The organism is Pseudomonas sp. PS02302 (assembly GCF_029959585.1).
Taxonomy (GTDB): Bacteria; Pseudomonadota; Gammaproteobacteria; order Pseudomonadales; family Pseudomonadaceae; genus Chryseomonas; species Chryseomonas aestiva.
On record NZ_JASCON010000011.1, the window covers coordinates 48,530 to 69,843 of the forward strand.

Here is a 21,314-nt window from a genome sequence, read left to right on the forward strand (position 1 = left end):
GGTTCGCTCCGGCGCGATCAGCGCTTGAGCATCAGGCTCTTGCGTTCGAAATCGACGATGCGCTGGCGATAGTGCTCGATGGTCTGGGCGGTCATGACGCTGCGCTGCTCGTCCTTCAGCTCGCCATTGAGCTCGGACGACAGCTTGCGCGCCGCTGCCACCATCAGGTCGAAGGCCTGCTTGGGATGGCGCGGACCGGGCAGACCCAGGAAGAAGCTCACCGCCGGGGTATGGAAGTCGTCGATGGCATCCAGATCGAAGGTGCCCGGACGCACGGCGTTGGCCATGGAGAACAGCACCTCGCCATTGCCCGACATGCTCTCGTGACGATGGAAGATATCCATGTCGCCGAAGCGCAGTCCGCTTTCCAGGATGCTCTGCAGCAGCGCCGGCCCGGAAAAGCCCTTCTCGTCACGGGAGATGACGTTGATCACCAGCACCTCGTCCACCGGCGCCATGGCGGCCTGACTGCTGCTCGTGCTTACGGGCTCGCTGACCGGCTCGCGCTCGGGCGCCTTGCTGCTCAGTGGCTTTTCCTTGCGCGGCTTGTCGCGACCACGGGTGGCGACTTCATCGGAATCGACGGCCAGGCCTGCCAGGCTTTCATCGCTGGCGGACAGGTCGAAGCTTTCGGCACTGGGTTCTTCGCGGCGTTTGCGCTGGGTGGAGCGCGGTGGCGTCGGCTCGCCCGGATCATCCAGGGAGGGCTCCCTGGGCTCTATCACCCGTGTCGGGCCAACGATTTCCGGATCCTCGTCCTCGTGTTCCGGATGGCTGTTCAGCGACTGGTCAAGTTTGAACTTGAGCTTGCCCTTGCCGCTCATGCGACGCCAACCATCGAACAGAATACCGGCGATGACGATGACGCCGATGATGATCAGCCACTCGCGCAGACCCATATCCATGAAAAAGACATACCCCTGTGAAAATAATGGACCGACACCCGTCGGGAAACTTTGGAAAGTCGACGCTTGCGAGGTCTTTCCAAAACCTCCGAAACCTACGCCAAGTCAGTGTTCTTCCTAGCTTTTTCCACTTACCGCTAGCGCGGCCATAAGCTAGCACGACTGCTGCCAACTTTACACCGCCTAGCCGCGAGGCTGTGGGGCACTAGGCATCGACCATGGCCACCGCCTCTTCCACATCCACCGCCACCAGCCGTGAACAGCCCGGTTCGTGCATGGTCACACCCAGCAACTGATCGGCCATCTCCATGGCGATCTTGTTGTGCGTGATGTAAATGAACTGCACCTTCTCCGACATGCTCTTGACCAGCCGCGCATAGCGACCGACGTTGGCGTCATCCAGGGGTGCATCCACTTCATCGAGCATGCAGAACGGCGCCGGATTCAACTGGAAGATGGCAAAGACCAGTGCCAGCGCCGTCAGGGCCTTTTCGCCGCCCGACAACAAATGAATGGTGCTGTTCTTCTTGCCCGGCGGCCGCGCCATGATCGCAACCCCGGTATCGAGTAAATCTTCCCCAGTAAGTTCCAGGTAGGCGCTGCCACCCCCGAAAACTTTTGGGAACAGGGCCTGCAGGCCATGATTGATCTGGTCGAAGGTGTCCTTGAAGCGATTGCGGGTTTCCCGATCGATCTTGCGGATGACGCTTTCCAGGGTCTCCAGTGCCTCCACCAGATCGGCGTTCTGGGCATCCAGATAGGTCTTGCGCTCGGCCTGCTGCTGATATTCGTCGATGGCCGCGAGGTTGATCGGCCCGAGTCGGGCGATACGCGCCGCAACCGCCTCCAGCTGCTCTTCCCAGGCGGCTTCGCTGGCCTCCGCGGGCAGGGTCACGATCACCGTCGGCAGGTCGTAGCCGTCGGCCGCCAGCTGCTCGGCGAAGCCACTGCGCCGGGTCGCCAGGCCCTGCCACTCCAGGCGATGCTGCTCCAGCTGGCCGCGCAGCAGCGTGGCCTGCTGTTCCGCCTGCAGGCGCCGCCGCTCGAAATCACGCAACTCCCGATCGGCATCCTCCAGCGCCAGCCGCGCCGTGCGCAGCTCCTCGTCCACCTGCAGGCGCCGCTCCAGCAACTCTTCCAGGCGCAGGCGTAATTCGTCGAGGGGCTCGCCGCCTTCCTCCAGATTGAGATTGAGCTGCTCGCAGCGCTCGCCGAGGCGCGCGGTCTGCAACTCAAGCCGCTCCAGCGCCTGGAGGGTCGACTGACGCTGGGCTCTCAGGGTGGTCAGCCGCACCGTCAGCTGATGCAGTTGTTCCTGCGCCTGGCGCTGGCGCTGGCGCGCCGCTTCCACCGCCTGCCGATGACGGTCGCGCTGTTCCTGCAATAGCGCGCGCTGCTCGGTATCCACGGCCATGGCGTCGAGGGCGTCCTGCAGGCGCAACCGGCATTCGCCCAACTCCTCCTGTTCATGCGCCAGCTGCTGCTCGACATCCTTGAGCTCGGCCTCCAGCTGCCGACGACGGATGCTCAACTGTTCAGCCCTTGCCTGTTGCGCGGACAGCTGGGCGCGGGATTCGGCCAGCCGCTGCTGCTCCTGCTGCTGGCGCCGCCGCGCCTCTTCACGCTCGCCTTCCAGCCGCTGCTGGGCCGCGCGACGCTCTTCCAGCCGTTCTTCCTGGAGGGCGAGCGCCTCGCTCAACTCCAGGCGCCGTGCCTGCAACTCTTCCAGTTCGCGTCCGCGGGCCAGGACACTGCCCTCGGCCGCCTGAGCACGCCGCACGCGCAGGAAATACCGGGAGACCCAGTAGCCTTCCGGCGTGATCAGACTCTGCCCTGGGGCCAGGGCCGGCCGCCGCGCCAGCGCCTCGTCGTAACTGTTCGCGATCAGCACCTGACCCAGCCAGGGCGACAAGTCGCGCGGTGCCTGCACCTGCTCCAGCAGGCTACCCACCGCCACCGCTACCGAACCGGGCAGCGCCAGGTTCAGGGCGCCACTGGCGAAGGTGTCGAGCCGCAGGGACGCCAGATCATCCAGGCAGACCGCCTGCAGATCGCTACCCAGCACGGTTTCCACGGCCAGTTCCCAACCCGGGGTGACCTGCACCTCGTCGGCCAGCTGCGGCGCCTGGTCGAGCCCTTCGGCTGCGAGCCACTGGGCTACCCCGGTTGCGGGAGCGAGGGCCGCCTGCTGCAGGGCCTCCAGCGAGGCGATGCGACCTTCCAGCCGCTGCAATTCGACCTGACGCTGACTCTGCTCGCCCGCCAGCCCCAGCAATTCTTCCCGCAGCCGCTGCAGGCCCTCGGCGACCTGCAATTCCTGCTCGGCCAGGCCTTCCAGCAGCAACTCGTCTTCGGCGATCTGCTCTTCCAGCATGACCAGGCGCTCGGACGGACCGTCCTCGCCCAGCAGGGTGCGCTCGTCGCGCAGTCGACGCCGGCGCTCCGTGCCGCGCTCCAGACTCTGCTCCAGCGAGCGGATGCGTGCCTGCTGCACGTCCGCCTCCCGCTGCGGCTCGACGCTCGCCGCACTGAGCGCCTCCCAGCGCTGCTGCCAGTCCGCCAGCGCCAGCTCCGCCTCTTCCAGCGCGGCACCGCCCTCCTCGCCCAGCTCCCGGGCCGCCTCTTCCTCGGGTTCGAGCATCGCCAGCTCTTCTTCGAAGGTGGCGAGCAGCACCCGATCGTGCTCCAGGTGGGACTCGGCTTCGCTGCGGGCCTGTTCGGCTTCGCGCAGATCGTCCTGCAACTGCCGCTGGCGCTGCTGACCATGCTGGATGGTCTGCTCCAGGCGGGCGATGTCACCCCCCAGGGAGTAGAAGCGACCCTGCACCAGGTTGAAGGCTTCGCTCAGCTCGTGATGACCATCGCGCAGCCGCTCGATACCGGCATCCGCTTGTCGCTGCTCGGCAGTCAGGGCCTCGAGCGCGGTCTCCTGGTCGCGGATCACCTTTTCGCGCTGCTCGACGCGACCATCCAGTTCGCGCCAGCGCACCGCCTGCAACTGCGCCCTGAGTTGCCGCTCCTCCTGCCTGAACGCCTGAAAGCGCTCGGCCGACTGTGCCTGACGGTGCAGCCGCTCCAGCTGACGCTCCAGCTCTTCACGCAGATCGGTCAGGCGGGCGAGATTCTCCTGGGTGCGGCGGATGCGATTCTCGGTCTCGCGCCGCCGCTCCTTGTACTTGGAGATGCCGGCGGCCTCCTCGATGTAGTGCCGCAGATCCTCGGGACGCGCCTCGATCAGCTTGGAGATCATTCCCTGCTCGATGATCGAATAGCTGCGCGGGCCGAGGCCGGTACCAAGGAAGATGTCGGTGATGTCGCGCCGGCGGCACTTGGTGCCGTTGAGGAAATAGGTGTTCTGGCCTTCGCGGGTCACCCGCCGGCGAATGGAGATTTCCGCGTAGCTCGCGTACTCGCCCACCAGGGTGTGGTCGGAGTTGTCGAAGATCAGTTCGATGGAGGCCTGGGACACCGGCTTACGGCTGTTGGAGCCGTTGAAGATGACGTCGGTCATCGACTCGCCGCGCAGATTCTTGGCCGAACTCTCGCCCATCACCCAGCGCACGGCGTCGATGATGTTCGACTTGCCGCAACCGTTGGGGCCGACCACCGCTGCCATGTTGCTCGGGAAATTCACCGTCGTCGGATCGACGAAGGATTTGAATCCCGCCAGCTTGATCGACCTCAACCGCATATCAGGAGCCCTTGTCCACCGCGCCGTGCCAACCGCAGGCGAAAGGGTGAAAGTCTACCACTGGCGACCACGACTGCCGTCGCCGCGCATGAGCTTATTTCCAGGCGTTCTGCACGCTGCCGGGACGACAGGCTATAGTCCCGCACCCCCACTCGCAGGATGCCCCCATGCAGATCCTTCGCCTCACCCTGCTCGCCGCCGCCCTGGCGGCCAGCCCCCAGATCCTGGCTGCCCCGCCGCTGCTCAACGTCTCCTACGACGTGATGCGTGACTTCTACAAGGACTACAACCCGGCCTTCCAGGCGCACTGGAAAGCCGAGCACGGCGAAACGCCGGTGATCCAGATGTCCCATGGCGGCTCCAGCAAGCAGGCGCGCGCGGTCATCGACGGTCTGCAGGCCGACGTCATCACCATGAACCAGGCGACCGACATCCAGGCCCTCGCCGATCGCGGCCTGGTGCCCAAGGACTGGGAAAGCCGCCTGCCCGATCGCAGCGCACCCTTCACCTCGGCCACGGTGCTCATCGTCCGCCAGGGCAACCCCAAGGGCATCCATGACTGGTCCGATCTGCTCAAGGACGGCGTCCAGGTGATCGTGCCCAATCCCAAGACCTCCGGGAATGGTCGCTACACCTATCTTTCCGCCTGGACCTACGCCCTGCGCCAACCCGGTGGCGATGAGCAGAAGGCCCGCGGCTTCGTTGCCGAGCTGTTCAAGCACGTACCCATCCTGGATACCGGCGGTCGCGCCGCCACCACCACCTTCATGAAGAACCAGCAGGGCGATGTCCTGGTGACCTTCGAGAACGAAGCCGAGATGATCGCGCGGGAATTCGGTCGCGGCGGCTTCGAGGTGGTCTATCCGAGCATCTCGGTACAGGCCGAGCCGCCGGTGAGCGTGGTCGACAGTGTCGTCGACAAGAAGGGCACCCGCGCCGAGGCCGAGGACTACCTCAGGTATCTCTGGTCCGACGAAGGCCAGAAGATCGCCGCGGACAACTTCCTGCGTCCGCGCAATGCCCAGATTCTGGCGCAGTACGGCGATCGCTTTCCCAAGCTCGAACTGATCGATGCCCAGAAGGAATTCGGTGCCTGGAGCGGCATCCAGAAGACCCACTTCGCCGATGGCGGTGTCTTCGACCAGATCTATACGCCCCAGTGAGCGGCTCGCGCCCGGCCTGATGCCGGGCGTCTGGCGGACCGGAAAGACGCGCACACAAAAACACCGCCCTGAGGCGGTGTTTTTGTGTGTTTGGAGCGGGAAACGAGACTCGAACTCGCGACCCCGACCTTGGCAAGGTCGTGCTCTACCAACTGAGCTATTCCCGCAATATGGCGTCCCCTAGGGGACTCGAACCCCTGTTACCGCCGTGAAAGGGCGGTGTCCTAGGCCACTAGACGAAGGGGACGAAACCTCTTTCCACAAGGCCTTTCACCTTGCATCCCACTGTCATGAAACCGTGAGATTGTGTTTGGAGCGGGAAACGAGACTCGAACTCGCGACCCCGACCTTGGCAAGGTCGTGCTCTACCAACTGAGCTATTCCCGCAATATGGCGTCCCCTAGGGGACTCGAACCCCTGTTACCGCCGTGAAAGGGCGGTGTCCTAGGCCACTAGACGAAGGGGACGAAACCTCTTTCCGCAAGGCCTTTCACCTTGCATCCGCCTGCCCGAGGGCAACCGGATTGTATTTGGAGCGGGAAACGAGACTCGAACTCGCGACCCCGACCTTGGCAAGGTCGTGCTCTACCAACTGAGCTATTCCCGCAATTTTTGGCGTCCCCTAGGGGACTCGAACCCCTGTTACCGCCGTGAAAGGGCGGTGTCCTAGGCCACTAGACGAAGGGGACCAGGTAGAATCCCTGAGGACCCTAACCTACCACTCGGCTGGCGCTTGCCGCCGTTGGGAGTGCGCGCATTCTAGGGAGCCTTACCCTGGGCGTCAATAGCTGATTAAATACTTTTCAAATCAACGACTTCGCTCGCACGACAAACGGCGGGCAAGCACCATGGAGAAGGTCATGTCCTCAACGATGATTGCAGCGGTAGTGGGACTTGGCATCCTCGTGTTGATCATGATCGCCTTCGTCAACCAGAAGCTCGAAGCGGGACGCCTGGAAAAGCAGCGCCTGGTCGCCGATCTCACCGACCGCATCAAGCGCTGCGCCCAGCTGGGCGGCAGCCTGCCCGGCCAGCTGATGACCCCGGCGCTCAAGCAGCTGTTTCACCGCATCGAGCTGGGGTTGATCGCCCGCCTCGCCGCCCTGCAGACGCCTTCCGCCAGCCTCACCGCACGCAAGACCGAACTGGAAGAAGCCCTGGCCAAGGGCGACGACATCGAAGTCGCTAACGCTGCCCGGCCGGTGCATACCGAGGCGCGGGTCAAGGAAGTCCGCGGTTATCTGGAAATGCTCCATGCACTCGTCGCCCATGCCAACCAGATCGGCATTCTCGACGGCCAGGAAGCGCAGCGCTGGGTCGGCGAGATGCGCTACCTGCTCACGGCGACCTATGTGGAATTCTTCCGCTACCAGGCCGAACAGCAGATCAAGAGCGAGCACTACATCCAGGCGCGGCAGTCGTACGAGCGGGCGATCATGCAGATTCGCAAGCAGCAGCAACCCGAGCGCTATACCGAGTTGCTGGCCCATCTGGAAGAGCAGATCACCCAGGTGAAACGCCAGCAGAGCGAAATGGTCGAGCAGGCCAGCAGCAGCTCCAACGAGCTGTCGGACAGCGTGGACACGCTCAAGGACGACAGTTGGCGCAAGAAGAACGACTACGAGTGAGGGCTTCCCTGCCCTCCTCCGGCGATCAGCAGTCGGTCGCGACCAGAAAGGCCGCTACCAGCGCTTCGATACCGGCCTGATCCGCTGCGCTGAAGCGCCCCGGATGCGGACTGTCCAGATCCAGTACGCCGATCAGGCGACCGCCATGGACCAGCGGCACCACCAGCTCGCTGCGCGAAGCGGCGTCACAGGCGATATGTCCGGGAAAGGCATGGACATCCTCGACGCGCTGGGTACGCCGCTCGCGGGCGGCGGCCCCGCACACGCCCTTGCTGAAGGGAATGCGCATGCAGGCCACCTTGCCCTGGAAAGGCCCGAGCAGCAGCTGGTCCCCATCCTCGACGAAATAGAAGCCGGCCCAGTTCAAGTCCGGCACCTCCTGATAGATGAAGGCCGACAGCTGGGCGGCATTGGCCACCAGATTGCGCTCACCGGCCAGCAGGGCTTCCACCTGGGCGGCCAGCATGGCGTAGCCTTCGAGTCCCGCCCCTACGCCCGTCAGTTCTACGGTCATGCTTTCTCCAACAGTTTGAGCCCGACCCATTGCCGGGCGAATTGATAGGCGCAGCGGCCATTGCGGTTGCCGCGCCCGGAAGCCCAGCGGATGGCCTCGCGATCGGCTTCTTCGGACCACTCCAGCTGCAGGCCGGACTTGCCGGCCAGGGTCGCGCACCAGTGGCGCACCACGGCGAGATAGTGATCCTGGGTAAAGGGATAGAAGGACAGCCACAGACCGAAGCGATCCGACAGGGCGATCTTGTCTTCGGCCGCCTCGCTCGGATGCAATTCGCCGTCAACGTGCTCCCAGTTGGCATTGTCGCTCTGCCGCTCGGCCACCAGATGACGCCGGTTGGAGGTGGCATAGAGCACCACGTTGTCCGGCGCCTGCTCCAGGGAGCCATCCAGCACGCTCTTGAGCACCCGGTAGTCGTCGCTGCCGGAATCGAAGGAAAGGTCGTCACAGAACACCACGAAGCGCTGCGGCTGACCGGCGAGCTGCTCCACGGCGCGGGGCAGATCGGCGAGATCGTCACGTTCGATTTCGATCAGCCGCAGACCCTCTCCGGCATATTCCGCCAGTAACGCCCGGATCAGCGACGACTTGCCGGTGCCCCGCGCGCCCCACAGCAAACTGTGGTTGGCCGGCAGTCCAGCCACGAATTGCCGGGTATTGCGGGCGAGCTGGTCGCGCTGGCGCTCGATACCCAGCAGATCGGCCAGGCGCAGTTCCAGATTGACCTCGAGCGGCTGCAAATAGCCGCCATGGCCTTCCCGGCGCCAGCGCGCGGCATAGCAGCGCTGCCAGTCCAGCGGCTCGCGACGATGGGGCAACAGGGGTTCGAGACGCTCCAGCACCTGCCGCGCGTGGAGCAGAAAGTCTTCTAGGGAGGCATTCACAGGGATGATCCTTGACGACAAGAAGAGAAACGGGCCAGCCGCCAGCCAGGCCGCGCATTATCGTATGACCTTCACCTTCCAGACAAAGGCCGGACGAACCAGGGGCTAGGACGCCAGCGCCTGGCGTACGTGCTTTTCCAGCTGCGACGGCCGGGTGATGGGCGCAAAGCGCTGCACGCGCCCCTGCGCCGGGGTGACCAAAAACTTGGTGAAATTCCAGCGGATCGCGCCGCCCAGGAGGCCCGGGGCCGCCTGCTTGAGGGCGACGAACAGCGGATGGGCGCCGTCGCCGTTGACGTCGAGCTTGGCCATCACTGGAAAGCTGACGTTGAAGCGGGTCAGGCAGAAGGTCTGGATCTCGGCATTGCTGCCGGGCTCCTGGCCGCCGAACTGATTGCAGGGAAAGACGATCACCCGCAGCCCTTGGGCCAGATAGCGCTGCTGCAACAGCTCGAGGCCATCGTACTGGCGGGTGAAGCCGCAACGACTGGCGGTATTGACCACCAGATAGGCCCGCGCCGGCCAGTCGGCCAGGCAGGCCCGCTGGCCGTCAGCCGTTTCGAACGGCAGGCTGAGAAGGTCCTTGATCACGCGGAGGCCCTGGGTTGCAGCTGCAAGGCCACCGAATTGATGCAGTAGCGCAGGCCGGTCGGTGGCGGACCGTCGGGAAAGACGTGTCCCAGGTGCGCATCGCAACGGGCGCAGAGCACCTCGACGCGGTGCATGCCGTGACTGAAGTCCTCCTTTTCCCTTACCGCCTCGGCGGCGATGGGCGCGTAATAGCTGGGCCAGCCGCAGCCGGAATCGAACTTGGTACTGGAGTCGAACAGTTCCAGCTCACAGCAGGCGCAGTGATAGACGCCGGGCGTCTTGGTATTGCAGTAGGCGCCGGTGTAGGGTCTTTCGGTCGCGGCCAGGCGACAGACGCGAAACTGATCGTCGGTCAGGCGCTCACGCCAGTCTTCCGGGCTACGCTGTACTTTTTCCATGATGACCTCGCTGGATGCCGGCGCATCTTTTGTAACAGGCGATGCGGCCGTATGATTCCCGCTCAGTCTGGCATCCGCCCCCGGATGCTGCCAAGCGCCGGTCGGCGTCCGTTCCCGCCGAGTCTTTCTCGCCCTTTTCCAGGATTCATTTCCCCATGCAGGTCTCCAAGTCGAACAAGCTCGCCAATGTCTGCTACGACATCCGCGGCCCGGTCCTCAAGCATGCCAAGCGCCTCGAAGAAGAAGGCCACCGCATCCTGAAGCTCAACATCGGCAATCCGGCACCCTTCGGCTTCGAGGCGCCCGAGGAGATCCTGCAGGACGTCATCCGCAATCTGCCGACCGCCCAGGGCTACAGCGACTCCAAGGGTCTGTTCAGCGCGCGCAAGGCGGTGATGCAGTACTGCCAGCAGAAGCGCATCGAGGGTGTCGGCATCGAGGACATCTACCTGGGCAATGGCGTCTCCGAACTGATCGTCATGGCCATGCAGGCGCTGCTCAACAACAACGACGAGGTGCTGATCCCGGCGCCGGACTATCCGCTGTGGACCGCCGCGGTCAGCCTGGCCGGCGGCAAGCCGGTGCACTACCTGTGCGACGAGCAGGCGGGCTGGTTCCCCGACCTGGCGGACATGGAAGCCAAGATCACCAGCAACACCAAGGCGCTGGTGCTGATCAATCCGAACAACCCCACCGGCGCGGTCTACTCCAAGGAGGTGCTGGAAGGCATCGTCGAACTGGCGCGGCGGCACAACCTGGTGCTGTTCTCCGACGAGATCTACGACAAGATCCTCTACGACGAAGCCCAGCACATCTCCACCGCCTCCCTGGCACCGGACGTCCTGTGCCTGACCTTTAACGGGCTGTCCAAGTCCTATCGCGTCGCCGGTTTCCGCTCGGGCTGGCTGATCGTCTCGGGCCCCAAGCATCGCGCCCACAGCTATATCGAAGGCCTCGACATCCTCGCCAACATGCGCCTGTGCGCCAACGTGCCGGCGCAGCATGCGATCCAGACCGCGCTGGGCGGCTACCAGAGCATCAACGACCTGGTGCTGCCGCACGGCCGCCTGCTGGAACAGCGCAATCGCACCTGGGAGCTGCTCAACGACATTCCCGGGGTCAGCTGCGTGAAGCCGATGGGCGCGCTCTACGCCTTCCCGCGGATCGACCCCAAGGTCTGCCCCATCCACAACGACGAGAAATTCGTTCTCGACCTGCTGCTCTCGGAAAAGCTGCTGGTGGTCCAGGGCACGGCCTTCAACTGGCCCTGGCCCGATCACTTCCGCGTCGTCACCCTGCCCCGCGTCGATGACCTGGAGCAGGCCATCGGCCGCATCGGCAACTTCCTCGGTGGCTACTCCCAGTAGCGGTAAAGCATTTCGGGGTCTTTCATCGGTTGGCGCCACCCGCGGCGTCAACCAGCGCCGGCCCTTGCGTGACCGTCATCGGCTGACCGGCCAGACCATCGACGACACAGTTTGCAATAGAGGAAACGTTGAATGGATCGGGGCCGAACCTTATATAGCCGGCAGATAAACCTGTGAGGAGCTGTACCCCACCATGATGCGCATTCTGTTATTTCTGGCTACCAACCTGGCGGTGCTGATCGTTGCCAGCATCACCTTGAAGGTGCTTGGCGTGGATCGCTACACCGGTCAGAACTATGGCAGTCTGCTGGTGTTCTGTGCCGTGTTCGGTTTCGCCGGCTCGCTGGTCTCGCTGTTCATCTCCAAGTGGATGGCGAAGATGAGCACCCGCACCGAGGTCATCAGCCAGCCGCGGACCCGCCATGAGCAGTGGCTGCTGCAGACCGTCGAGGAGCTGGCCCGCGAAGCCGGCATCAAGACCCCCGAGGTCGGCATCTTCCCGGCCTACGAGGCCAACGCCTTCGCCACCGGCTGGAACCGCAACGACGCGCTCGTCGCGGTCAGCCAGGGCCTGCTGGAGCGCTTCTCCCCTGAAGAGGTGCGCGCGGTGCTGGCCCACGAGATCGGTCACGTCGCCAATGGCGACATGGTGACCCTGGCGCTGATCCAGGGCGTGGTGAACACCTTCGTGATGTTCTTCGCGCGGATCTTCGGCAACTTCGTCGACAAGGCCATCTTCAAGAACGAGGAAGGCCACGGCATCGCCTACTTCGTGACCACCATCGTCGCCGAACTGGTGCTGGGCATCCTGGCCAGCATCATCGTCATGTGGTTCTCGCGCAAACGCGAATTCCGCGCCGACGAAGCCGGTGCGCGCCTGGCCGGCCCCAATGCCATGATTGGCGCCCTGCAGCGCCTGCGTGCCGAGCAGGGTATCCCGGTGCAGATGCCCGACACCCTGAACGCCTTCGGCATCAACGGCTCGCTGAAGAACGGCCTGGCCGGTCTGCTGATGAGCCACCCGCCGCTGGAAGACCGCATCGAGGCCCTGCGCCGCTACGGTCAGCGCTAAGCGCGAGCGATGAAAAAACCCGGCTTCGGCCGGGTTTTTTCATGGGCGGGTCAAGGATCGAATGGCCTCGCCTAGCCCCTCGCCGGTCAGGGGAAACATGCGCTGGGCCATGAGTTCGCGCAGCAGCTGGATCGAGGTACTGCTGGCCCAGCCCTCCTGGGGATAGGGGTTGAGCCAGGCCGCCCGTGGGAAGTGCTGGCAGAGTCGCTGGATCCACAGGGCACCGGGCTCTTCGTTCCAGTGCTCGACGCTGCCACCTGGATGGGTGATCTCGTAGGGCCCCATGCTGGCGTCGCCGACGATCACCAGGCGGTAGTCCGCGCCATAGCGGCGCAACAGCTCGGCGGTGTTCAGCCCCTCCTCATGGCGCCGGGCATTGTCACGCCAGACGCGTTCATAGACGCAATTGTGGAAGTAGTAGTACTCCAGGTGGCGAAACTCCAGGCGACAGGCGCTGAACAATTCGCTGCACAGGCGCACATGCAGGTCCATGGAGCCGCCGACATCGAGTAGCAGCAGCAGCTTGGTCGCATTGTGCCGTTCCGGTCGATAGCGGACGTCCAGCAGACCACCCTCGCGTGCCGTGGCCGCGACGGTACCCTCCAGATCGAATTCCGCCGCCGCGCCCTGGCGGGCGAAGCGCCTGAGCCGGCGCAGGGCCAGTTGCAGGTTGCGGCGGTCCAGCGGCGCGCGATCGTCCAGGTTACGGTAGTCGCGCTGCTCCCAGACCTTGGCCGCCTGTCCCTGCCGAGTACCGGCCTCGCCGATGCGCACGCCGAAGGGATTGTAGCCACCGCTGCCGAAGGGACTGGTGCCTCCCGTGCCTACCCACTTGTTGCCACCGGCATGCCGCTCGCGCTGTTCGGCGAGGCGCTGCTGCAGGGTGGCGAGCAATTCATCGAGGCCACCCAGCGCCTGAAGCCGCTGGCGATCCTCCTCGGACAGCCGCCGCTGCAGCTCCAGTCGCAGCCAGTCCGCGGGAATCGCCTTGGTATCCGCCGATCGCTCCGACCTGGCCAGCTCGCCGGCATAGACCTGATCGAAACGGTCGAAGAAGCGCTCGTCCTTGACCAGCACCACACGGGCCAGCAGATAGAAGGCGTCGGGATCGGCCACCACCAGGCCCGCATCCAGGGCCGCATCCAGGGCCGCATACAGATCCAGCAGTTCGCCCAGGGACACCGGGATGCCCGCCGCCCTGAGTCGGGTGAAGAAATCGAGGAACATGCCTCTCCTCAGCTCCGCCGACGACGCATGAAGGCCTGGCGCTCGAGCAACTGCAGATCCTGCTCGTTCTTCAACAGGGCGCCCGCCAGCGGCGGCAGACCACTCTCGCCATGCAGTGCCCGCTGCGCCGCCTCATCGCCCAGCAGCAGCGCCAGCCAGTCCACCAGCTCCGAGGTGGACGGTTTCTTCTTCAGCCCCGGCACGCTGCGCAGGTCAAGGAATAGATCCAGGGCCTCCTGGACCAGACGCTGCTGGAGATCGGGATAGTGCACCTGGACGATGCGTTCGAGGGTTTCGCGCTCGGGAAAGCGGATAAAGTGGAAGAAGCAGCGGCGCAGGAAGGCGTCCGGCAACTCCTTTTCGTTGTTGGAGGTGATGATGATGATCGGGCGTCGCTGGGCGCGGATGGTCTCGCCGGTCTCGTAGACGTGGAACTCCATGCGATCGAGTTCCAGCAGCAGATCGTTGGGAAATTCGATGTCGGCCTTGTCGATCTCGTCGATCAGCAGCACCACTGGATCCTCGGCGGTGAAGGCGTCCCACAGCTTGCCCGGCTTGATGTAGTTCGCCACCTCCTGCACCCGGGGATCGCCGAGCTGGGAATCGCGCAGGCGGCTCACGGCGTCGTATTCATAGAGGCCCTGCTGCGCCTTGGTGGTGGACTTCACATGCCAGGTGATCAGCCGCGCGCCCTGGCTCTGGGCCACCTGCTCGGCCAGCAGCGTCTTGCCGGTACCCGGCTCACCCTTCACCAGCAGCGGACGCCCCAGCCGGATGGCCGCATTCACCGCCAGACTGAGTTCGGCCGTGGCCACATAACGCTCGGTACCCTGAAAGGCCATCACTGATCCTCGGCAGCTGTTTCGCCTGACGATAGCATGCCGCGCCCGGGCTGGACGTCATCGGACGCAAGGCCTAGGCTGCGAGTTTTCCGCGCCGCACAGGATCCGTCATGAGCCGTATCTTCGCTGACAATGCCCAGTCCATCGGCAATACGCCGCTGGTCTACATCAATCGTCTCGGCCCCAAGGGCGTCACCCTGCTCGCCAAGATCGAGGGACGCAATCCGGGCTATTCGGTCAAATGCCGCATCGGCGCCAACCTGATCTGGGACGCCGAAGCCAAGGGCCTGCTCAAGCCGGGCATGAGCCTGGTGGAACCGACGTCGGGCAATACGGGGATCGGCCTGGCCTATGTCGCCGCGGCCCGGGGTTACCGCCTGGTGCTGACCATGCCCGCTTCCATGAGCCTGGAGCGGCGCAAGGTGCTCAAGGCGCTGGGTGCGGAGCTGGTGCTGACCGAGCCGGCCAAGGGTATGAAGGGCGCCATCGAAAAGGCCCGGGAAATCGCCGAGAGCGAGCCCGCTCGCTATTTCATGCCGCAGCAATTCGACAACCCGGCCAATCCGGCCATCCACGAGAAGACCACCGGCCCCGAAATCTGGAACGACACCGATGGCGCCATCGATGTGCTGGTGGCCGGCGTGGGTACCGGCGGCACCCTGACCGGTATCTCGCGCTTCATCAAGAACACCAAGGGCAAACCGATCCTGTCGGTGGCCGTCGAGCCGGAGACTTCGCCGGTCATCAGCCAGACCCTCGCCGGTGCCGAGGTGAAACCCAGCCCGCACAAGATTCAGGGCATCGGCGCCGGCTTCGTGCCCGGCAATCTGGACCTTGCCATGGTCGATCGCGTCGAGCAGGTGAGCGATGAGCAGGCCAAGCTGATGGCCCAGCGACTGATGCGCGAGGAAGGCATTCTCTGCGGCATTTCCTGCGGCGCCGCCATGGCCGCGGCGGTCCGACTGGCCGAGACGCCGGAGATGCAGGGCAAGACCATCGTGGTCATCCTGCCGGATTCCGGTGAGCGCTACCTGTCGACGATGCTCTTCGACGGTCTGTTCGACGAGCAGGACCTGGTCCAGTAGGACCCTGGGGGTAACTGCCCTCCCCCATTGCTGGGTTGCTCTCCAGCTAGCGAACCCCTTGTCACCACTCAAGAAAAAGCCCGGTTTCCCGGGCTTTTTTCGTATCAGAGATGCTTGATCTCGGCCTTGGCGTCCAGGGCCCGACGGTAGGCGGCGAAATCGACCTGTCCGGCGCGCGAGGCGAGGTAGCGGCGGTACAGCGCCTTGTCCTCGGCGCTCAGGGCTTCCTTGGGTACCCCTACGCCCTGCAGGCGGATCAGCACGAAGTCACCGTTCTGCAGGCTGATGCCGGCATAGGACGGCTTGTCGGCTTCCGGCTTGGCCATGCGGAAGGCTGCCTGCAACACCTGGGGATCGACACCCTCCTGGTTGCGGGTGGCGGCTTCGACGGTACGCCAGTCACCCGCGGCGGCCTTGCCACCTGCCTGCAGGGTCTTGAGCTGTTCTTCGCCAGCCTGCTTGGCTGCGGCTGCGGCCTTTTCCTGGGTCAGGCGGGTCACGATCTCCTTCCTGACCGCATCCAGGGGTTGCAGCTGCGGCGTGCGATGCTCCTTGTCGCGGATCACCACCAGGGTCTCCGGATCGAGCTGCAGCGCGGTGCTGTTGGCGCCGTTGCGCAGAACGTCCTCGCTGAAGGCCGCCTCGATCACCTGACGGTTGGCGGTCAGTCCCTCGCCTCCTTCACGACCGAAGGGAGCGCTGGTCTTGACCTGCAGACCCAGTTCCTGGGCCGGCTGGCTCAGGTCGGAGGATTCATAGGCGGAGCTTTCCAGCTTGCGGCCCGCTTCCACGAACAGGCGGTCGGCATCTTCCGCCTTGAGCTGCTGCTCCAGACGCGGCCGGACACTGGCCAGGGTGGGTACTTCCGGTGCCTGCACGCCCTGCAGCTTGATCAGGTGCCAGCCAAAGCTGGTGCGCACCGGGGCCGACACCTGCTGGGGTGCCAGGGCATACAAGGCCTCTTCGAAGGCCGGGTCATAGACGCCGCGACCGGCGAAGCCGAGGTCACCGCCGTTGGCCGCCGAACCGGGGTCCTGGGAGAACTCCTTGGCCAGCTTGGCGAAGTCCTCACCCTTCTTCAGGCGCTCCTGGATCTGCTGGATCTTGGCCTTGGCCTGGTCGTCGTTCTGCTTGTCGTTGACCTCGATGAGGATATGCGCAGCGTCACGCTGCTCCGACAGGTTGGCGATCTCGGACTTGTAGGCGGCCTGCAGGCGGCTTTCGTCGACCTTGGCCTTGGCCAGGAAGGCGGACTTGTTCAGCTCGACGTAATCGATGACCACCTGTTCGGGCGTCATGAAGGCGTTCTTGTGGCTGTCGTAGTAGGCCTGGACTTCGTCCTGGGTCGGCGTGATGCCGGCCGGCGAGGCCTTGACGGTGCGCATGGCGAAATCACGGGTCTGACGTTCGAGCGCGGCGAAGGCTTCGATGTCGGCGTCGGTGACGAAGTTGCTGCCGACGATGCCGGCGCGCAGCTGACCGATCACCATCTCGTCACGCAGCAGATCGCGGAATTGCAGGCGGTTGTAGTTCATCTGGCGAACGGCCTGATCGAAGCGCTGAGGATCGAAACGCCCTTCGGTCTGGAATTCGGGGGTATTGAGGATCAGCTGATCCAGCGCCTGCTCGGAGAAGGCGAAGCGATCGGTTTTGGCGCTCTGTAGCAGCAGTTGCTTGTCGATCAGTGCCTTGAGCGCGGACTCGCGCAGCAGACGATCATCCAGAGTGGACGGATCGAAGCCCTGACCCAATTGCTGCTGCAGCTGGCGACGCTGCATTTCCACGGCCTGGGCCAGCTCCGTCTGCTTGATCTCGTCGCCGTTGACCAAGGCGACGGCGCCCTGGTGACCCGTGGCGCGGATGATCGCTTCGAAGCCGGTCAGTGCCATCAGCAGGATGATGAATCCGATGATGACTTTGGCAATCCATCCCTGCGAACGGTCCCTGATGTTTTGTAGCATGTTCCCCCCACGAGCTGTGGCCGGACCGGCCATGGCGAAATCGTCGAATAGCAAATAGCGAAAAGGCGCATCTCGAGATGCGCCTTTTCGTCGATCAAGGACCTTGCATCCAGCAGGACGGCGGAGCACCAGCAACCTTGTCTGGCAGCCCGCCCATCAAGCCCAGGTGCGCCGTCAGTGGGTACTGACGCGCTCCTTGCCTTCCTGATCCCGCTTCTCGTCCTTGCTGACGAGCTCCGGACCATCGTCCGGAAGCGGCTCCGGCGTGTATTGCAGCGCAACCTCCAAGACCTCGTCAATCCATTTGACTGGCTTGATCTGCAAGTCGGCCTTGATGTTGTCCGGAATGTCCCGCAGATCCCGGACGTTTTCTTCCGGAATGATCACGGTACGGATGCCGCCGCGGTGGGCTGCGAGCAGCTTTTCCTTGAGCCCGCCAATCGCCAGGACCTGACCACGCAGGGTGATCTCGCCGGTCATGGCCACGTCGGCCCGTACCGGAATCCGGGTAGCCGCCGAGACCAGCGCCGTGCACATGCCGATACCGGCACTCGGACCGTCCTTGGGCGTCGCGCCTTCGGGAACGTGGATATGGATGTCGTGCTTCTCGTGGAAGTCCTTGGGAATACCCAGGCTGCGGCCACGGCTGCGGACCACGGTCAGGGCCGCGGTGATGGACTCGGCCATCACATCGCCCAGCGAGCCGGTCTTGATCATCTGGCCCTTGCCGGGAACGACCGCGGACTCGATGGTCAGCAATTCGCCACCCACCTGGGTCCAGGCCAGGCCGGTCACCTGGCCGATCTGATCCTGCTGCTCGGCGAGACCGTAGCGGAACTTGCGCACGCCCAGCCAGTGCTCCAGGGTGTCCACGGTGACGCTGGCCGTACGCTCCTTGCTCAGGGCGTGCTGCTTGACCACCTTGCGGCAGACCTTGGCGACCTGCCGTTCCAAGCTCCGAACGCCCGCTTCGCGGGTGTAGTAGCGGATGATGTCGCGCAGGGCATCTTCATCGAACTCCACCTCGCCCTTCTTCAGGCCATTGGCCTTGACCTGCTTGGGAATCAGGTAGCGGATGGCGATGTTGACCTTTTCCGCCTCGGTATAGCCCGGCAGGCGAATGACTTCCATGCGGTCCAGCAGCGGCGCAGGAATGTTCATGGAGTTGGCGGTGCAGACGAACATCACGTCGGACAGGTCATAGTCCACTTCGAGGTAATGGTCGTTGAAGGTGTGGTTCTGCTCCGGATCCAGGACCTCGAGCAATGCGGAGGCAGGATCGCCACGCATGTCGTTGCCCATCTTGTCGATTTCGTCGAGCAGGAACAGCGGATTGCGCACCCCGACCTTGGTCATCTTCTGGATGAGGCGACCCGGCATGGAGCCGATGTAGGTGCGACGGTGACCGCGGATCTCGGCTTCGTCGCGCACGCCACCCAGGGCCATGCGCACGAACTTGCGACCAGTGGAGCGAGCGATGGACTCGGCCAGGGAAGTCTTGCCCACGCCGGGCGGGCCGACCAGGCACAGCACCGGGCCGCGCACCTTCTTAACGCGCTTCTGCACGGCGAGGTACTCGAGGATGCGTTCCTTCACCTCTTCGAGACCGTAGTGGTCCTTGTCGAGGACCTCCTCGGCGCGCGCCAGATCCAGGCGGACCTTGCTCTCGGCCTGCCACGGCACATTCACCAGCCAGTCGATGTAGGAGCGCACCACGGTGGCTTCCGCCGACATCGGCGACATCTGCTTGAGCTTGTTCAGCTCGGCATTGGCCTTGGTCAGGGCATCCTTGGGCAGACCAGCCGCTTCGATGCGACGCTTGAGGTCATCGACCTCATTATGTCCCTCGTCGATGTCACCCAGTTCTTTCTGGATGGCCTTCATCTGTTCGTTGAGATAGTACTCGCGCTGGCTGCGCTCCATCTGCTTCTTGACGCGGCCGCGGATGCGCTTCTCCACCTGCAGGAGGTCGATTTCCGCATCCAGCAGGGCCAGCACGTGCTCGACGCGCGCGCCCAGTTCGGTGATCTCGAGGATCTCCTGCTTCTGCTCGATCTTCAGCGCCATGTGGGCGGCCATGGTATCGACCAGGCGGCTGGGATCCTCGATGCTATTGAGCGAGGACAGCACTTCGGCGGGGACCTTCTTGCCGAGCTGCACATACTGCTCGAACTGACTCATCAGGCTGCGCGAAAACACCTCGGATTCACGATCCGGGGCTTCGCTGTCCTCGATCAGCGTGACCAGCGCACGGGCATAGGCCTGGCTTTCAACGAAGGACTCGATACGGCCACGCTGCTCGCCTTCGACCAGGACCTTGACGGTGCCGTCGGGCAGCTTGAGTAGCTGGAGAACGGTTGCCACCGTACCCATGTGATACATGTCATCCGCGGCGGGATCGTCATCGCCGGGATTCTTCTGCGCGACCAGCAGGATCTGCTTGTCGCCAGCCATGGCGGCCTCGAGGGCCTCGACGGACTTTTCCCTTCCGACGAACAATGGGATGACCATGTGGGGATAGACCACTACGTCACGTAGGGGCAGCAGGGGAAGTTCTATCGTCGTAGTCATGGGATACGGGTCTCGGCAAATAATCGGCCGCAGATGCGGTTAAGGCCTCGGTTTTTCCTAACATGAGGTTGGCCGCCGCAAAATACAACCGTCGCTGAAATGAAAAAGGGGCCGAAGCCCCTTTTGTCACGCGTCCGGCGCCGCCTTCGCGGGCTCGCTGTTCTCGTAGATGAGCAGCGGCTGGGAACTCCCGTCGATGACACTCTCGTCGATGACCACCTTGCTGACTTCCTTCTGCGAAGGAATCTCGTACATGGTCTCGAGCAGGATGCCTTCGAGGATGGATCTCAGACCCCGGGCACCGGTCTTGCGCTCCAGCGCCTTGCGGGCAACCGCCTTGAGCGCGTCGGGACGGAATTCCAGATCCACGTCTTCCATCTCGAACAGCTTGGCGTACTGTTTGGTCAGGGCGTTCTTCGGCTCGGTCAGGATCTGCATGAGCGCCGGCTCGTCCAGCTCGTCCAGGGTCGCGATGACCGGCAGACGACCGACGAACTCCGGAATCAGACCGAACTTGACCAAATCCTCAGGCTCAGCGTCACGCAGGGATTCGCCGATCTTCTTGCCCAGCTCCACGCTGCGCACCTCGGCGTTGAAGCCGATACCGCCGCCCTTGGTGGAACGATTCTGGATGACCTTTTCCAGGCCGGCGAAGGCGCCACCGCAGATGAACAGGATGTTGCGAGTATCGACCTGCAGGAATTCCTGCTGGGGATGCTTGCGGCCACCCTGGGGCGGAACCGACGCCACGGTACCTTCGATCAGCTTCAGCAGGGCCTGCTGCACACCCTCACCCGAGACGTCACGGGTAATGGAGGGGTTATCGGACTTGCGCGAGATCTTGTCGATCTCGTCGATATAGACGATGCCCATCTGGGCCTTTTCCACATCGTAGTCGCACTTCTGCAGCAACTTCTGAATGATGTTCTCGACGTCCTCACCCACATAACCGGCTTCGGTCAGCGTGGTGGCATCGGCGATGGTGAAAGGTACGTTGAGCAGCCGCGCCAGCGTTTCCGCCAACAGGGTCTTGCCCGAACCGGTCGGACCGATGAGCAGGATGTTGCTCTTGCCCAGTTCGACGTCGTCTTTCTTCTCGCGCTGATTCAGACGCTTGTAGTGGTTGTAGACGGCAACGGCGAGGACCCGCTTGGCACGCTGCTGACCAATGACATACTGGTCGAGGATAGCGCTGATTTCCTTCGGCGCTGGCAGCTTGTGCGCATTGCTTTCGGCCTGAGCTTCCTGGACTTCCTCGCGGATGATGTCATTGCACAGGTCGACGCATTCGTCGCAGATGAAGACGGAGGGTCCAGCGATCAATTTACGTACTTCGTGCTGACTCTTGCCGCAGAAGGAGCAGTAAAGCAGCTTGCCGTTATCGTCGCTATTGCGCGTATCTGTCATTCGATCGA

General features: G+C 63.8%; 16 protein-coding genes and 6 tRNA genes. 5 read left to right on the top strand and 17 right to left on the bottom strand.

Going from position 1 to position 21,314, the window contains the following annotated elements; all coding sequences use genetic code 11:
• Positions 1–17 precede the first annotated feature (17 nt).
• Complete coding sequence (gene zipA / locus QMX82_RS05980; RefSeq protein ID WP_282281527.1) at positions 18–905, bottom strand: cell division protein ZipA; 888 nt, start codon at positions 903–905, stop codon at positions 18–20.
• A 205-nt stretch (positions 906–1,110) separates the two neighbouring features.
• Entirely contained in the window at positions 1,111–4,596 is a 3,486-nt protein-coding gene (gene smc / locus QMX82_RS05985; protein ID WP_282281528.1) for a chromosome segregation protein SMC, read from the bottom strand.
• A 167-nt stretch (positions 4,597–4,763) separates the two neighbouring features.
• On the opposite strand from smc, the gene QMX82_RS05990 reads away from it, so the two are divergent.
• Positions 4,764–5,759: a sulfate ABC transporter substrate-binding protein gene (locus tag QMX82_RS05990; RefSeq protein WP_208690862.1), complete on the top strand. Its 996-nt coding sequence runs from the start codon at positions 4,764–4,766 to the stop codon at positions 5,757–5,759.
• Between the two features lie 91 nt (positions 5,760–5,850).
• Here the strand turns inward: QMX82_RS05990 and QMX82_RS05995 are convergent.
• From QMX82_RS05995 to QMX82_RS06020, 6 genes are all read right to left on the bottom strand, one after another.
• Positions 5,851–5,926, bottom strand: a tRNA-Gly gene (locus tag QMX82_RS05995).
• A 4-nt stretch (positions 5,927–5,930) separates the two neighbouring features.
• Positions 5,931–6,006, bottom strand: a tRNA-Glu gene (locus tag QMX82_RS06000).
• Between the two features lie 64 nt (positions 6,007–6,070).
• A tRNA-Gly gene (locus QMX82_RS06005) sits at positions 6,071–6,146 on the bottom strand.
• A 4-nt stretch (positions 6,147–6,150) separates the two neighbouring features.
• Positions 6,151–6,226: transfer RNA gene (locus QMX82_RS06010), tRNA-Glu, on the bottom strand.
• 64 nt (positions 6,227–6,290) lie between these two features.
• A tRNA-Gly gene (locus tag QMX82_RS06015) sits at positions 6,291–6,366 on the bottom strand.
• A 6-nt stretch (positions 6,367–6,372) separates the two neighbouring features.
• Positions 6,373–6,448: transfer RNA gene (locus QMX82_RS06020), tRNA-Glu, on the bottom strand.
• A gap of 171 nt (positions 6,449–6,619) precedes the next feature.
• Here QMX82_RS06020 and QMX82_RS06025 point away from each other — a divergent pair.
• Complete coding sequence (locus tag QMX82_RS06025; protein ID WP_252977105.1) at positions 6,620–7,387, top strand: hypothetical protein; 768 nt, start codon at positions 6,620–6,622, stop codon at positions 7,385–7,387.
• A 25-nt stretch (positions 7,388–7,412) separates the two neighbouring features.
• On the opposite strand, the gene QMX82_RS06030 is transcribed toward QMX82_RS06025, so the two are convergent.
• The 4 genes from QMX82_RS06030 to msrB form a co-directional block, all read right to left on the bottom strand.
• Positions 7,413–7,901 carry a GAF domain-containing protein gene (locus QMX82_RS06030; protein WP_208690861.1) on the bottom strand — a complete coding sequence of 163 codons (489 nt, stop codon included), beginning with the start codon at positions 7,899–7,901 and terminating at the stop codon, positions 7,413–7,415.
• Positions 7,898–8,785 (bottom strand): ATP-binding protein, encoded by an 888-nt coding sequence (locus tag QMX82_RS06035; RefSeq protein WP_187979080.1) that lies wholly within the window; start codon positions 8,783–8,785, stop codon positions 7,898–7,900. The genes QMX82_RS06030 and QMX82_RS06035 overlap by 4 nt, the downstream gene beginning before the upstream one ends.
• A 105-nt stretch (positions 8,786–8,890) precedes the next feature.
• A complete protein-coding gene (locus tag QMX82_RS06040) occupies positions 8,891–9,376 on the bottom strand; it encodes a glutathione peroxidase (protein WP_208690860.1) in 486 nt (161 codons plus the stop codon).
• Entirely contained in the window at positions 9,373–9,774 is a 402-nt protein-coding gene (gene msrB, locus QMX82_RS06045) for a peptide-methionine (R)-S-oxide reductase MsrB (RefSeq protein ID WP_208690859.1), read from the bottom strand. Before msrB ends, QMX82_RS06040 begins: the two co-directional genes overlap by 4 nt.
• Before the next feature lie 155 nt (positions 9,775–9,929).
• On the opposite strand from msrB, the gene QMX82_RS06050 reads away from it, so the two are divergent.
• Together QMX82_RS06050 and htpX are read left to right on the top strand one after the other, a co-directional pair.
• Positions 9,930–11,141 (top strand): pyridoxal phosphate-dependent aminotransferase, encoded by a 1,212-nt coding sequence (locus QMX82_RS06050; RefSeq protein ID WP_133859296.1) that lies wholly within the window; start codon positions 9,930–9,932, stop codon positions 11,139–11,141.
• Between the two features lie 193 nt (positions 11,142–11,334).
• Positions 11,335–12,213 (top strand): protease HtpX, encoded by an 879-nt coding sequence (gene htpX, locus QMX82_RS06055; protein ID WP_007162229.1) that lies wholly within the window; start codon positions 11,335–11,337, stop codon positions 12,211–12,213.
• A 39-nt stretch (positions 12,214–12,252) separates the two neighbouring features.
• On the opposite strand, the gene QMX82_RS06060 is transcribed toward htpX, so the two are convergent.
• Entirely contained in the window at positions 12,253–13,440 is a 1,188-nt protein-coding gene (locus QMX82_RS06060) for a vWA domain-containing protein (RefSeq protein ID WP_282281529.1), read from the bottom strand.
• Positions 13,441–13,448: 8 nt separating this feature from the next.
• Positions 13,449–14,282 carry an AAA family ATPase gene (locus QMX82_RS06065; protein ID WP_133859298.1) on the bottom strand — a complete coding sequence of 278 codons (834 nt, stop codon included), beginning with the start codon at positions 14,280–14,282 and terminating at the stop codon, positions 13,449–13,451.
• A gap of 110 nt (positions 14,283–14,392) precedes the next feature.
• Between QMX82_RS06065 and cysK the strand changes: the two genes are divergently transcribed.
• On the top strand, positions 14,393–15,367 hold the full coding sequence (cysK, locus tag QMX82_RS06070) for a cysteine synthase A (RefSeq protein ID WP_187979077.1): 975 nt from the start codon (positions 14,393–14,395) through the stop codon (positions 15,365–15,367).
• A gap of 104 nt (positions 15,368–15,471) precedes the next feature.
• Here cysK and QMX82_RS06075 read toward each other — a convergent pair whose 3' ends face one another.
• The 3 genes from QMX82_RS06075 to clpX form a co-directional block, all read right to left on the bottom strand.
• Positions 15,472–17,328, bottom strand: a complete 1,857-nt coding sequence (locus QMX82_RS06075) for a SurA N-terminal domain-containing protein (protein ID WP_282281530.1) — start codon at positions 17,326–17,328, stop codon at positions 15,472–15,474.
• Positions 17,329–17,502: 174 nt separating this feature from the next.
• Positions 17,503–19,899 carry an endopeptidase La gene (gene lon / locus QMX82_RS06080; RefSeq protein ID WP_282281531.1) on the bottom strand — a complete coding sequence of 799 codons (2,397 nt, stop codon included), beginning with the start codon at positions 19,897–19,899 and terminating at the stop codon, positions 17,503–17,505.
• A gap of 126 nt (positions 19,900–20,025) precedes the next feature.
• Positions 20,026–21,306, bottom strand: a complete 1,281-nt coding sequence (clpX, locus tag QMX82_RS06085; RefSeq protein WP_133859302.1) for an ATP-dependent Clp protease ATP-binding subunit ClpX — start codon at positions 21,304–21,306, stop codon at positions 20,026–20,028.
• Positions 21,307–21,314 lie beyond the last annotated feature (8 nt).

Coding starts and splice junctions, on each gene's coding strand:
- zipA (WP_282281527.1), bottom strand. CDS start 905: ATGGATATGGGTCTGCGCGAGTGGCTGATCATCATCGGCGTCATCGTC.
- smc (WP_282281528.1), bottom strand. CDS start 4,596: ATGCGGTTGAGGTCGATCAAGCTGGCGGGATTCAAATCCTTCGTCGAT.
- QMX82_RS05990 (WP_208690862.1), top strand. CDS start 4,764: ATGCAGATCCTTCGCCTCACCCTGCTCGCCGCCGCCCTGGCGGCCAGC.
- QMX82_RS06025 (WP_252977105.1), top strand. CDS start 6,620: ATGTCCTCAACGATGATTGCAGCGGTAGTGGGACTTGGCATCCTCGTG.
- QMX82_RS06030 (WP_208690861.1), bottom strand. CDS start 7,901: ATGACCGTAGAACTGACGGGCGTAGGGGCGGGACTCGAAGGCTACGCC.
- msrB (WP_208690859.1), bottom strand. CDS start 9,774: ATGGAAAAAGTACAGCGTAGCCCGGAAGACTGGCGTGAGCGCCTGACC.
- QMX82_RS06050 (WP_133859296.1), top strand. CDS start 9,930: ATGCAGGTCTCCAAGTCGAACAAGCTCGCCAATGTCTGCTACGACATC.
- htpX (WP_007162229.1), top strand. CDS start 11,335: ATGATGCGCATTCTGTTATTTCTGGCTACCAACCTGGCGGTGCTGATC.
- QMX82_RS06060 (WP_282281529.1), bottom strand. CDS start 13,440: ATGTTCCTCGATTTCTTCACCCGACTCAGGGCGGCGGGCATCCCGGTG.
- QMX82_RS06065 (WP_133859298.1), bottom strand. CDS start 14,282: ATGGCCTTTCAGGGTACCGAGCGTTATGTGGCCACGGCCGAACTCAGT.
- cysK (WP_187979077.1), top strand. CDS start 14,393: ATGAGCCGTATCTTCGCTGACAATGCCCAGTCCATCGGCAATACGCCG.
- QMX82_RS06075 (WP_282281530.1), bottom strand. CDS start 17,328: ATGCTACAAAACATCAGGGACCGTTCGCAGGGATGGATTGCCAAAGTC.
- lon (WP_282281531.1), bottom strand. CDS start 19,899: ATGACTACGACGATAGAACTTCCCCTGCTGCCCCTACGTGACGTAGTG.
- clpX (WP_133859302.1), bottom strand. CDS start 21,306: ATGACAGATACGCGCAATAGCGACGATAACGGCAAGCTGCTTTACTGC.